Source organism: Saccharothrix ecbatanensis, from assembly GCF_014205015.1.
GTDB classification, from domain to species: domain Bacteria; phylum Actinomycetota; class Actinomycetes; order Mycobacteriales; family Pseudonocardiaceae; genus Actinosynnema; species Actinosynnema ecbatanense.
This window is the reverse complement of record NZ_JACHMO010000001.1, coordinates 5,039,896-5,051,613: the sequence shown is the minus strand read 5'-3', so window position 1 is coordinate 5,051,613 and position 11,718 is coordinate 5,039,896. Positions and strand designations below refer to the sequence as shown.

Annotated in this window: 11 protein-coding genes; 7 read left to right on the top strand and 4 right to left on the bottom strand. The window is 71.1% G+C overall.

Annotated elements, in window-relative coordinates; genetic code table 11:
• Window positions 1-86: 86 nt before the first annotated feature.
• A complete protein-coding gene (locus F4560_RS43700; protein ID WP_312869392.1) occupies window positions 87-1,220 on the top strand; it encodes an RNA-guided endonuclease InsQ/TnpB family protein in 1,134 nt (377 codons plus the stop codon).
• A 106-nt stretch (window positions 1,221-1,326) separates the two neighbouring features.
• Here the strand turns inward: F4560_RS43700 and F4560_RS20945 are convergent, their stop codons facing one another.
• From F4560_RS20945 to F4560_RS20935, 3 genes are read right to left on the bottom strand one after another with little or no spacing between them, the layout of a single operon-like run.
• On the bottom strand, window positions 1,327-1,905 hold the full coding sequence (locus tag F4560_RS20945) for a GNAT family N-acetyltransferase (protein WP_184922369.1): 579 nt from the start codon (window positions 1,903-1,905) through the stop codon (window positions 1,327-1,329).
• On the bottom strand, window positions 1,902-3,551 hold the full coding sequence (locus F4560_RS20940; RefSeq protein WP_184922367.1) for an IucA/IucC family protein: 1,650 nt from the start codon (window positions 3,549-3,551) through the stop codon (window positions 1,902-1,904). The genes F4560_RS20945 and F4560_RS20940 overlap by 4 nt, the downstream gene beginning before the upstream one ends.
• Window positions 3,548-4,966, bottom strand: a complete 1,419-nt coding sequence (locus F4560_RS20935; protein WP_184922365.1) for a pyridoxal phosphate-dependent decarboxylase family protein — start codon at window positions 4,964-4,966, stop codon at window positions 3,548-3,550. The genes F4560_RS20940 and F4560_RS20935 overlap by 4 nt, the downstream gene beginning before the upstream one ends.
• A gap of 292 nt (window positions 4,967-5,258) precedes the next feature.
• Between F4560_RS20935 and F4560_RS20930 the strand changes: the two genes are divergently transcribed.
• The 6 genes from F4560_RS20930 (at window position 5,259) to F4560_RS20905 (ending at window position 11,210) form a co-directional block, all read left to right on the top strand.
• Window positions 5,259-5,654 carry a DUF948 domain-containing protein gene (locus F4560_RS20930; RefSeq protein WP_184922363.1) on the top strand — a complete coding sequence of 132 codons (396 nt, stop codon included), beginning with the start codon at window positions 5,259-5,261 and terminating at the stop codon, window positions 5,652-5,654.
• Window positions 5,651-5,914 carry a hypothetical protein gene (locus F4560_RS20925; RefSeq protein ID WP_184922361.1) on the top strand — a complete coding sequence of 88 codons (264 nt, stop codon included), beginning with the start codon at window positions 5,651-5,653 and terminating at the stop codon, window positions 5,912-5,914. The genes F4560_RS20930 and F4560_RS20925 overlap by 4 nt, the downstream gene beginning before the upstream one ends.
• A 66-nt stretch (window positions 5,915-5,980) precedes the next feature.
• The gene (gene alaS / locus F4560_RS20920; RefSeq protein WP_184922359.1) at window positions 5,981-8,653 is read left to right on the top strand and encodes an alanine--tRNA ligase; all 2,673 of its coding nucleotides are present in this window, start codon (window positions 5,981-5,983) and stop codon (window positions 8,651-8,653) included.
• Window positions 8,640-9,152: a Holliday junction resolvase RuvX gene (ruvX, locus tag F4560_RS20915; RefSeq protein WP_184922357.1), complete on the top strand. Its 513-nt coding sequence runs from the start codon at window positions 8,640-8,642 to the stop codon at window positions 9,150-9,152. Before alaS ends, ruvX begins: the two co-directional genes overlap by 14 nt.
• Window positions 9,149-10,369, top strand: coding sequence for an endolytic transglycosylase MltG (gene mltG / locus F4560_RS20910; RefSeq protein ID WP_184922355.1), 1,221 nt, complete (start codon window positions 9,149-9,151; stop codon window positions 10,367-10,369). The genes ruvX and mltG overlap by 4 nt, the downstream gene beginning before the upstream one ends.
• A gap of 1 nt (window position 10,370) precedes the next feature.
• Complete coding sequence (locus F4560_RS20905; RefSeq protein WP_184922354.1) at window positions 10,371-11,210, top strand: shikimate dehydrogenase; 840 nt, start codon at window positions 10,371-10,373, stop codon at window positions 11,208-11,210.
• Window positions 11,211-11,437: 227 nt separating this feature from the next.
• On the opposite strand, the gene F4560_RS20900 is transcribed toward F4560_RS20905, so the two are convergent.
• A complete protein-coding gene (locus tag F4560_RS20900) occupies window positions 11,438-11,707 on the bottom strand; it encodes an HPr family phosphocarrier protein (protein WP_184922352.1) in 270 nt (89 codons plus the stop codon).
• Window positions 11,708-11,718 lie beyond the last annotated feature (11 nt).

Here is an 11,718-nt window from a genome sequence, read left to right as displayed (position 1 = left end):
TCACGCCGGGGAGGAAACCGATGCTTTCGACCGCGTCGGCAAGGCTGATTCGCTGGGTGTTAATGTGAATCACGGCGTCGGGATCGGTGGTGAAGCGGGCGTTCCGGTACCGCTTCTTTCCGTCTGTGGCGCAGGAAGTGGAGTTGTTGCGCACGTTCGGGTGTGTGCGGGTGGTGTACAACCGGGCGTTGGAGGCCCGCACTGCGGCGTGGTACGGCGAGCAGCGCAGGGTGAACTACGCGCAGACCTCGGCCCTGCTCACGGAGTGGAAGAAGACCGACGCGCTGGCGTTCCTCAACGAGGTGTCGGCGGTGCCGTTGCAGCAGCCGCTGCGACACCTCCAGGCCGCGTTCACCGCGTTCTGGGAGAAGCGGTCTCGCTATCCGCGGTTCAAGTCCCGCAAGCGGGGCAGGGCTTCCGTCGAGTACACCCGGTCTGCGTTCCGCTGGCGCGACGGCCGGCTGATGTTGGCGAAGATGGCCGAGCCGCTGGACGTCGTGTGGTCCAGGCCGTTGCCCGAGGGTGCCGAGCCGTCCACGGTGACGGTGTCGCGTGACCCGGCCGGTCGGTGGCACGTGTCGATCCTGGTCGAAACCACCATAATCCACGCCCCACCCACAGATCACGTCGTGGGTGTCGATGCGGGGATCACTTCCCTGGTCACGCTGTCGACCGGGGAGAAGATCACCAACCCGAAGCACGAGCGGCGGGACCGGGAACGGCTGGCCTGCGCCCAGCGGACGTTGGCCCGCAAGGAGAAGGGTTCCGCGAACCGGGTCAAGGCCCGGCTGCGGGTGGCGCGTGTCCATGCCCGTATCGCCGACCGTCGGCGGGATTTGTTGCACAAGCTGACCACTCGACTCGTCCGGGAGAACCAACTGGTCGTGATCGAGGATCTGGCGGTCCGCAACATGCTGCGCAACAGGTCGTTGGCCCGCGCGATCTCCGACGCGTCGTGGTCGGAGTTGCGGTCGATGCTGGAGTACAAGTGCGGCTGGTACGGCCGTGACCTGGTCGTGGTCGACCGGTGGCTGCCCAGCTCGAAGACGTGCTCGGACTGCGGGCACCTGATGGACACGCTGCCGCTGCGGGTGCGGGAGTGGACCTGCCCCGGTTGCGGGGCTTCGCACGATCGCGACGTGAACGCCGCGCGCAACATCCTGGCCGCCGGGCAGGCGGTCACAGCCTGCGGAGCCGGAGTAAGACCGACCCGACACTAGTCGGCGAGGCATCCGGCGAAACCTCCCTTCCGGGGGAGAAGAAACAGGAACTGCCGGGCGCGAGCCCGACGGGGAATCCCCCACCCCTTTCAGGGAGGGGAGGTTGTCAACGTGTCCGCACCATCAACAAGGCCACCTTGTCCGGCAACAACACCTCACCCACCGGCGCGAACCCGCCAGCGGTGAACGAAGCGATCGCCTGACGGTTGCGCACATCGGGCTCCAGCAGCACCCGCGTGCACCGCGGGTCCACGTCGAAGAGGGCCTGGGTCAGCACCGGCAGCAACACGCGCACCAGCCCTCGATCGGTCATCCCGAAATCGCCCACGGCGACGTGCAGCCCCACGTCGTGCGGCCGGGCCTGGTACACCTGCGCGACGACGTCCCGCGCCGCCCGGTACACCTCCAGGTAGATCACCGGGTCGTCACCCCGGCTCACCAGCACCGGCAGGGAGTGCCGCCCGGACAGCTGCCGGCGCACCTCGTCCTCCCACCGTTCACGCGGCCACGCCTGGTGCCAGAACGCGGCCACGTGCGGCGCCTGCATCCAGCGGTGCACCAGGTCCAGGTCGGGGGTGACGGGGTCGACCACGCGGGCGTGCCAGCCGTCCGTGAGCACTGGCAGCGGCGGACCGGGCACCGCGGAGAGGTCGTCGGTCGGCCGGTAAGCGTCGAGGTGGCTCACCGGGCGCACCTGCCCTCCCGCAACGGGTTCGGCGCGTCGAAGTACACGGACTGCGCTTCCACCGGCGCCAGCACCTCGTCGATGCCCCCCAGCCTGGTCAGCAGGTTCGCCTTGCACGGCAGCACGTCCGCCTCCAGCCACCTGCGCGCCAACCGGTCGCCGTCCGGACCCGCCTCGGCCAACGCGGGCAGCGCCGCCTCCAGCCGTGCCGCCATCACGCCCAGCAGGTCCCGTTCGTCGGCCAGCCCTTCCACGCCGATGCAGCCGATCACCGCCAACGCCTGGTTGCGCAGCAGGTAGTAGGTGAGCCGGTCGTCCACGATCGCGTCGTCCACCACGGCCAGCGTCGACTCCTCGACCCCCAGCCGCTCCAACACCTTCGGCAGGTGCGAGGACGCCAGGTAGTAGCCCTGGTTGTCCCGGTACCGCCCGCCGACCACCCGGCCGGCGGGGTCGAGCCGCACCAACGTGTTCTGCTGGTGCGCTTCCAACCCGATGCCGGTCTCCGCGTACAGCCGCAGCATCGGCACCAGCACGTGGTCGGTGTAGTCGGCGACCCACTCGGCGGCGTTCAGCCGCAGCACCAGCTCACCCAGCAGCGAGCGCCCGATGCCGGGCCTCGGCGCGACCATCCCGGCCAGGCAGCGGGAATCGCCGATGTCCTCCGGCGCCTCGCGCACGGCCACTTCCAGCCCGGTGACCTCGCCGCCCTCGTCCACCGCGATCCACGCCGGGTCGCGCACGACGCTGAACTCGGGGTGCGCCTTCTCCGTGCCCGCCGCGTACCCGGACTCCAGCAGCAGGTGGACCTCGGAGCCCCGGCGCAGCTCGGTCGACGTGGACTCGCGCCGTGAGTTGGTGATCCGCAGGCCGAGCGACAGCTTCAGCATCACCGGCGCGCCCGTCCGGTACACCGTGCGCACGCTGGAGGTCGGCGACCAGGCGGGTCCGAACTCGCCCAGCGGCTCCAGCAGCCCGCGCGAGATCAACGACGCGATCCGTGGCCGGTGCAGCAGGTCATGCGCTTGCCAAGGGTGCGCGGGCACGAGCACGCGGCCCGGCTCCGGGCTGCGACCGGCGAGCGTGGACATCAACGACACCGCGTCCGGACCGGCCACCGAGCCGTGCGACACGACCTCCTCGGCCGCCGAGAACCAGAACAGCGGGAACGAGCCGCGCAGCTCCGGCGCGTACCGGGCGTTGTCCGCGTCCGACAGGCCGTCCCGGCTCTTCGGCGCGGGGTGGTGCAGGTGGCCGAGCATCAACCGCTGCTCGGCGTCCAGGAACCGGTCCGCCGGCCCCACCGGCTCACGGCGCCGGTAGGCCACGAACCCCGTCACCCGGCGCACCGACTCGGCCGTGCGCTCCACCAGGTCCGCCGTGTCACCACCGAGTTCGGCGCCCGCCAACGCGACCGCGACCACCGGGTCCACCGGCTTGCCCGCCAACGTCACCGCCCCGAACCGGTGCCGCCCGGTAGGCGACGCGTACCGCACCTCCGCCTCCAACGGCAGCCCGAGCACCTCGATCCGCACCCGGTCCGTCACCGGCACGTTCCGCTCCTGAACCCAGCAGCGCAGCAGCGCTTCAAGGTGCGCGTGCTCCGCAGTCGCCCGCGCGTCGCCTTCAAGAGGATCTGGTCTCATGCCGCTCCCTCCACGAGTCGTTCGGCGGCGGATCCGGCCTCACGGACCAGCGCCAACAGCGCGACCAGGTCCGACTCCCGGGCGTTCGGGTTGAGCAGGGTCAACTTCAGGCACGTCACCTTGTCGACCTGGGTCCGGCCGATCAGCGCCTCGCCCGCGCGCATCAACGCCCGCCGCAGCCGCGCGTTCACCTCGTCCGCCACCGAGTCGTCCGCCGGCCGGTACCGGAACACGACCGTGGTCAACGTCGCACCGCCCACCAGCTCGAACGCGGGATCGGCGGCGATCAGCCCGGCGGCGTGGCCGGCCAGTTCGTGGCACCGGTCCACCAGCGCGCCCAGCCCCGCCCGGCCGAGTGCGAGCAGCGTCGCGGCCACCTTCACCGCGTCCGGCCGCCGGGTGGTCTGCAACGAACGGCCGAGCGTGCCGTCGTAGCCCTCCGCCCGGTCGTCCTCCGGGTTCAGGTAAGCCACCGACCGCTCCAACGGCCCGAACGACGCCGACGAACGCACCAGCAGCACGCTCGCCGCCGCCGGCTGCCAGCCGATCTTGTGCAGGTCCGCGGTCACCGAGTCGGCCAGGGCCAGGCCGTCCACCAGCCCCGCGAGCTTGGACGAGAACACCGCGCCGAAGCCGTACGCCGCGTCCACGTGCAGCCACACGCCGTGCTCGCGGGCGATCACGGCCAGTTCCGGCAACGGATCCACCGAGCCGAAGTCCGTGGTGCCCGCCGTCGCCACGATCGCCACCGGTGTGCCGCACGCCCTCAGCATCGACGCCAGCGCGTCCGGCCGCATCCGCCGGTGCGAGTCCACCGACACCGGCCGCACGGCGCGCTCGCCGATGCCCAGCGCCGCGCACGCCCGTGACACGGAGAAGTGGGCAAGTTCCGAGCAGAAGACCACCGGATCGGGTAACGCCGCCACCCCGTCGGACCGCACGTCGACGCCTAGCCGTGCCGCCGCCGCGTCCCTGGCCAGCAACAACGCGGTCAGGTTGGACAACGTGCCGCCGGGCGTGAACACGCCGTCCGCCTCCGCGTCGAACCCGGCCATCCGCGCGAGTGCCGCGACCACCCACCGCTCCACCGCGATGGCGGCCGGGCCGGAGTCGTAGGTGTCCAGGGAGGCGTTGCCCGCGCTGGCCAGGGCGTCCGCGGACACGGCCACGGCCAGTGGCGGCGGTTGCAGGTGGGCGGCGGCGAGCGGGTGGGTCAGGTCGACCCCGCCGTCCGCGAGCACGGTCGTGACGAGGGCCAGGGCGGCGTCCGCGCCGATGCCGTGCTCGGTCAGCTCGCCGAGCACCCGGTGCGCCTCGGCCAGCACGTCGGCGGGCCGCCCCGGCGGGATCGGTCGGCCCGCTTCGGTCGAGTGGCCGGCCTGGATCAAGTAGCCGGAGGAACTGACGACGAACACGGCACCTCCGACCGAATTGACTAAGGTTAGGCTTACCTCATCTACTCGGTGTCGTGTATGTCAAGCCCTGAGTGACGACCTGTGACGCGACGATCACTGCGCGACCCACGCTAGCCGCCGCGACCACGATCCAATCGACGCCAAATGGGGGGTCTTGGCCACCGTCCCAACCCTTGGCACGGCGCACGCGCGCCCACCGCTGATCTCGTTCGAGCCCGCCGAGGGCGGCGCGGTAACCTTGACCACCGTTCGAGGGCCGCCATTCGGCCCTCGCAATCCACCAGGAGGATCCGTGTCGCCAGGGCAGATCGCCGCGCTGGTCGCCGCCGGCGCGTTCGTGCTGCTTGTGCTCCTGCTGGCGATCCCGTTGATCAAGTTGGGCCGGACGTTGGACGAGGCCACGGTCGCGATCCGCAAGGCGCACGAGAACAGCGATCCGATCTTCACCGGCGCGAACACGACGATCTCGCACGTGAACACGCAGCTGGAGCGGGTCGACGGCATCACCGCCAACGCCCGCGCGGTCACCGGCAACGTCTCCGCGCTCACCTCGCTGTTCACCGCCACACTGGGCGGGCCGCTGGTCAAGGCCGCCGCGCTGTCCTACGGCGTGAGCAAGGCCGTCCGCGCCCGGCGCGCGGCGAAGGAAGCGCCCAACAAGCACACGCGACGCAGGGGTAGGCGATGAGTCGGCTGTTCTGGTTCGGACTGGGTATCGCCGCGGGCGTGGCCGCCGCCCGCAAGGCCGGTCAGGCCGCGCACGCCGCCACGCCCGCCGGCATCGGGGAGAACGTCGGACAGGGACTGCGCCAGCTGGCCGGCGCCCTCGGCTCCTTCGGCGCCGACGTGCGCGCCGGGATGTCCGAGCGCGAGGACGAGTTGCACGAGACCGTGACACGTCAGACGGGCGTCACACCGGGGCGGCGAGCGCGCCGGGCGATCGACTGAGGCGGACAGCCCGGTCGGTCGCCTCACCGCGCCCAGGTTTCCACCCTTTCGAAGGAATCAAGACCCGTGCAGACCCACGAGATCATCAAGCGCTTCCGCGAGCACTTCGAACGCGCCGGCCACAAGTACGTGCCCAGCGCCTCGCTCATCCTCGACGACCCGAACCTGCTGTTCGTCAACGCCGGCATGGTGCCGTTCAAGCCGTACTTCCTCGGCGAGGCCCCGGCTCCGTTCAAGCGCGCCACCAGCATCCAGAAGTGCGTGCGCACGCCGGACATCGACGAGGTCGGCAAGACCACCCGGCACAACACGTTCTTCCAGATGGCCGGCAACTTCTCGTTCGGCGACTACTTCAAGGAAGACGCCATCCGGCTCGCCTGGGAGCTGATCACCAAGTCCCAGGACGACGGCGGCTACGGCTTCGACCCGGACCGCATCTGGGTGACCGTCTACCTGGACGACGACGAGGCCATCGAGCTGTGGCAGAAGGTCGCCGGCCTGCCGCAGGAGCGCATCCAGCGCCGTGACGGCAAGGACAACTACTGGGACATGGGCGTGCCCGGTCCCGGCGGCCCGTGCTCGGAGATCTACTACGACCGCGGCCCCGCGTACGGCATCGAGGGCGGCCCCGTGGCCGACGAGGACCGGTACCTGGAGATCTGGAACCTGGTCTTCATGCAGGACGTGCGCGGCGACCTGAGCCCCAAGCTGGGCCACAAGCCGATCGGCAAGCTGCCCACCCGCAACATCGACACCGGCATGGGCATCGAGCGGGTCGCCTCCCTGCTCCAGGGCGTGGACAACGTCTACGAGACCGACCTGGTCCGCCCGGTGATCCAGAAGGCCGAGGAGCTGTCCGGCCGCAAGTACGGCGACAACGAGGTGGACGACGTCCGCTTCCGCGTCATCGCCGACCACGCCCGGTCCGGTGTGCTGCTGGTCGGCGACGGCGTCACCCCCGGCAACGAGGCCCGCGGCTACGTGCTGCGCCGGCTGCTGCGCCGCATCGTCCGCTCGGCCCGCCTGCTGGGCGTGACGGAGCCGGTGCTGGTGACGTTCGCCGAGATCGTCCGCGACGCCATGGGCCCGGCCTACCCGGACCTGGTCAGCGGCTTCGCCCGGATCCAGCAGGTGCTCAAGGCCGAGGAGGACACGTTCCTCCGCACGCTCGACGCCGGCTCGCGGATCTTCGAGACCGCCGCCGCCGAGGTCAAGGCCGACAACCGCGCCACCCTTCCGGGTGACAAGGCGTTCCAGCTGCACGACACGTACGGCTTCCCGCTCGACCTCACCCTGGAGATGGCCGCCGAAGCGGGCCTGACCGTGGACGAGGACGGCTTCCGGAAGCTGATGGCCGAGCAGCGCGCCCGCGCCAAGGCCGACGCCGCCGGCAAGAAGACCGGCCACGGCGACCAGACCGTGTACCGGGAGCTGCTCGACCTCGGCGCCACCGAGTTCACCGGCTACCAGGAGCTGGCCAGCGAGGCCACCCTGCGCGGCATCGTCAGCAACGGCAAGCGGGTCAAGTCGGCCCGCGAGGGCGACATCGTCGAGGTCGTGCTCGACCGCACGCCGCTGTACGCCGAGTCCGGCGGCCAGGAGAGCGACGCCGGCGTGATCGTGTCCGGCAGCGCCGAGCTGGAGGTCGTGGACGTCCAGAAGGTGGCCCGCAAGCTGTGGGTGCACCAGGTGCGGGTGGTCAGCGGCGAGATCGCCGAGGGCGAGCACGTCGAGGCCAGGGTCGACCCGGAATGGCGCATCGGCGCCCGTCAGGGCCACTCCGGCACGCACGTCGTGCACGCCGCCCTGCGCCAGGTGCTCGGCCCGTCCGCCCTCCAGAGCGGTTCGTACAACAAGCCGGGCTACCTGCGGCTGGACTTCGCCTGGACGGGTGGTCTTTCCGAGGAGACCCGCAGCGAGATCGAAGAGGTCTCCAACCTCGCCGTGCGCAAGGACCTGCCGGTCCAGGTCGTGTACACCGACATGGGCGGCGCCCAGGAGATGGGCGCGGTCGCCCTGTTCGGCGAGACCTACGACGAAGAGGTGCGCGTCGTCGAGATCGGCGGACCGTGGTCGCGCGAGCTGTGCGGCGGCACGCACGTCGAGCACTCGTCCCAGATCGGCCCGGTCACGATGATCGGCGAGTCGTCCATCGGCTCCGGCGTGCGCCGCCTGGAGGCCTACGTCGGCATCGAGGCGTTCAAGTACCTGGCCCAGGAACGGGCCCTGGTGCAGAACGTCGCCGCCATGCTGAAGGTGCCCGACGCCGAGGTGCCCGCCCGGGTCGAGGCCCTGGTGGAGCGGCTGAGAGTGGCCGAGAAGGAGCTGGAGAAGGTCAAGGCCGCCCAGCTCGTGGCCAACGCCGGCGCCCTGGCCGACCAGGCACTGGACGTGCGCGGCGTGGCCCTGGTGGCCCTGGAGCTGCCGGCGGGCACGTCGGCCGCCGACGTGCGGACCGTCGCCGGCGAGGTGCGCAACCGGCTCGGCGCCAAGCCCGGCGTGGTCGGCCTGTTCGCCCCGGACGGCGACAAGGTCAGCTTCGTGGTGGCCACCACGGCCGCCGCCCGTGACCTGGGCCTGGCCGCCGGCAAGCTGATGCCCGCGTTCGCCCCGGCCGTGGGTGGTCGTGGCGGCGGCAAGCCGGACCTCGCCCAGGGTGGCGGCACGAACCCGAGCGGTGTCGCCGAGGCCATCACCGCGCTCCGCGCCGAGGTGGACCGGGCTCTTGAGCAGCGCTGATCGCCCCGGCGTCGACGACCCCGGCCTCGGTCGGAGGCTGGGCGTCGACGTCGGCGCGGTCCGCGTCGGGGTGGCGCTGAGCGATCCCGGCGCGTTCCTCGCGACGCCGCTGGTTACCCTGGCACGTGACGTGAAGACCGGTCGGGACCTCTCGGACCTGGCGGCTCTCGTCACCGAGCACGACGTGGTCGAAGTCGTGGTCGGACTGCCCCGCACGCTCGCCGGCAGACATGGGCCGGCGGCATCGGCGGCGGCGGCGTACGCTGCGGCGTTGGCCGAGCGCGTCGCCCCGGTGCCGGTGCGGCTCACCGATGAGCGGTTGACCACCGTCACGGCGAGCCGGGTGCTCGCCGAGCGGGGCGTGCGAGGCAAGAAACAACGCGCCGTCGTCGACCAGGCTGCCGCGGTCGAGATCTTGCAGTCGTGGCTGGACGGACGGGCGCGACACGTGGCCCGCGCCGCTGAGGAGCGGGCCCCCGGAGCTAAGGACGGCTCGTGAACGACGACCTCGGGTTGTTCACCGATCCCGACGCGCGCCCAGACGAGCGGACGCGCGGCAAGAACGACACGGCGGCGGCCCGTCGGGCCAAGCGCAGGCGCAAGCGGACGATCCTCTGGGTCGTCGTGGCGTTGGTGCTGGCCGGCGGTGGTGTCGGCGCGTACTACGGGTACCAGACGCTGAGCGGCATCGGCTCGTACGACGACTTCGCGGGCGCGGGCGAGGCGGACGTGGTGGTCGAGGTCAAGGACGGCGACCTGGTCACCACCATCGCGAACACGCTCAAGGACCAGGGCGTGGTGGCCAGCTCGCGGGCGTTCACCGAGGCGGGCGCGGACGACGCGCGGGTCACCGCCATCCAGCCCGGCTTCTACCTGATGAAGACGAAGATGTCGGGTGAGGCCGCGGTGTCGCGGATGGTGGACCCGGCGGCGAAGGTCGTGCCGCTGGAGGTCAAGGGCGGCAACGTCCTGCACGACATCACCGCGCCGGACGGCAGCATCACCAAGGGCATCCTGTCGCAGCTGTCCACCGCGTCGTGCGTCGAGCTGGACGGACAGCAGCGGTGCGTGACGACCGAGCAGCTGCGGGAAACGGCGGACAACGCCGACCCGGCCGCGCTCGGCATCCCGGACTGGGCGCTGGGCGACGTGGCGAACGCGCCGAAGGAGAACCGGCTCGAAGGCCTCATCGTGCCGGGCCTGTACCACGTCAAGCCGGGTGCGGAACCGATCGAGGTGCTGAAGAGCGTGATCGCCACGTCCCTGTCGCGGTTGCAGGGTTACGGCATCCCGACCGGCACGCTGAAGACCGGTTTCCGGCCGTACGAGGTGCTGGTCATCGCGTCCCTGGTCGAGAAGGAAGGCCTGACCAAGGACTTCGGCAAGATCTCGCGGGTCGTGTACAGCCGGCTCGCGGAGGGGCAGATCCTCCAGTTCGACTCCACGGTCAACTACAAGCTCGACCGGCCGATCATCACCACCAGCGACGAGGACCGCGCCGCCTCCGGGCCGTACAACACCTACAAGGTGAAGGGGCTGCCGCCGACGCCGATCGGCTCGCCCGGCCAGCAGGCCATCGCCGCCGCGATCGCGCCCGAAGAGGGCCCTTGGATGTACTTCGTGAAGTGCCAGAAGGACGGAACGTCCTGCTTCACGAACACCTACGACGAGCACAAGGTCGTGGCGGCCAGGGCCGAAGCGGAAGGCGTCTTCTGACGTGACGCGGCGTGCGGCGGTCATCGGCTCGCCGGTGGCCCACTCCTTGTCGCCCGTGCTGCACAACGCGGCTTTCTCGGCGCTCGGGCTGTCCGACTGGACTTACTCGCGGATCGAGTGCGAGGCGGACGGCGTTCCGTCCCTGGTGGCGGGGCTGGATCCGTCGTGGGCCGGGCTGTCGGTGACGATGCCGAACAAGCGTGCGGCGCTGGCCGTGGCCACTTCGTCCACTCCGCGTGCGGTCCAGGTGGGCGCGGCGAACACCCTGGTGCCGGTCGCCGACGGCTGGCGTGCGGACAACACCGACGTGGACGGGGTGCTGGGCGCGCTTCGTGCGGTGTGCGGCTTCACGTCAGGCACGCGTGCCGTGCTGCTGGGCGCGGGCGGCACGGCTACCGCGGCCCTGGTGGCGTTGGCGTCGGTCGGCGTCCGGTCGGTCTCGCTGGTGGTCCGCTCGGTCTCCCGTGCCGCCGAGGCGGAAACCTGCGCGTCCAGGCTGGGCTTGGACTTGGACTTGGTCACCTGGGACGACGCCGACTTCGCCGCTCTGGCCGCGTCGTCGGACGTGCTGGTGAGCACCGTGCCGCCGGCCGCCACCGAGCCGATCGCCGTGGCGCTGGCCGAGGCGCCGACCATCCTGGACGTCATCTACCACCCGTGGCCGACGCCGTTGGCCTACGCGGTGGAGAAGCGGGGCCGGACCCTGGCCACCGGCCTGGACATGCTCCTGCACCAGGCGTTCGGCCAGGCCGAGCAGTTCACCGGCCTCCCGGCCCCCCGCGAGGCCATGCGCTCCGCCCTCCGCGAGGCCACCGCCAACCTCCTCCCGCTCCCCCTCTAACCGCGAGAGTCCTACGTTCAGAACCCGCGAGTCCTACGTTCAGGACCACCGTGTCCTACGTTCAGGACCCCCGAATTCAACGCTCAGAACACGCGAGCGCTTCAGTCCGGCACCGCGAGTCGTCCACTCGGGCACCGTGAGTCGTCCACTCCGGGACCCCTGGACATGCCACTGGGCCCTGCCCGCGCGAGGGTGCGAGCAGGGCCCAGCCGTGGTGCTGAGGGGGATCAGCCCTCGTCCAGGTCGGTGGCGATCATCTCGGCGATCGTCTCCAGCGCGGCGTCCGCGCCGTCGCCGTCCGCGGCCAGCACGACCTCGTCGCCGTGCATCGCGCCGAGCGTCATCAGATTCAGCACGCTCGCCGCCTCGACCGGTTGGCCGTCGTCCTTGCGGATGGTGACCTTGACCGACTGCCCGGCCGCCGCCTTCGCCAGCAGTGCGGCAGGGCGTGCGTGCAGTCCGACCTTGCTCGCCACGGTGACCCGTCGCTCAGGCATGACCCGTCCTC

Coding starts and splice junctions, on each gene's coding strand:
- F4560_RS20900 (WP_184922352.1), bottom strand. CDS start 11,707: ATGCCTGAGCGACGGGTCACCGTGGCGAGCAAGGTCGGACTGCACGCA.
- F4560_RS20925 (WP_184922361.1), top strand. CDS start 5,651: ATGAGTCGGCTGTTCTGGTTCGGACTGGGTATCGCCGCGGGCGTGGCC.
- F4560_RS20940 (WP_184922367.1), bottom strand. CDS start 3,551: ATGAGACCAGATCCTCTTGAAGGCGACGCGCGGGCGACTGCGGAGCAC.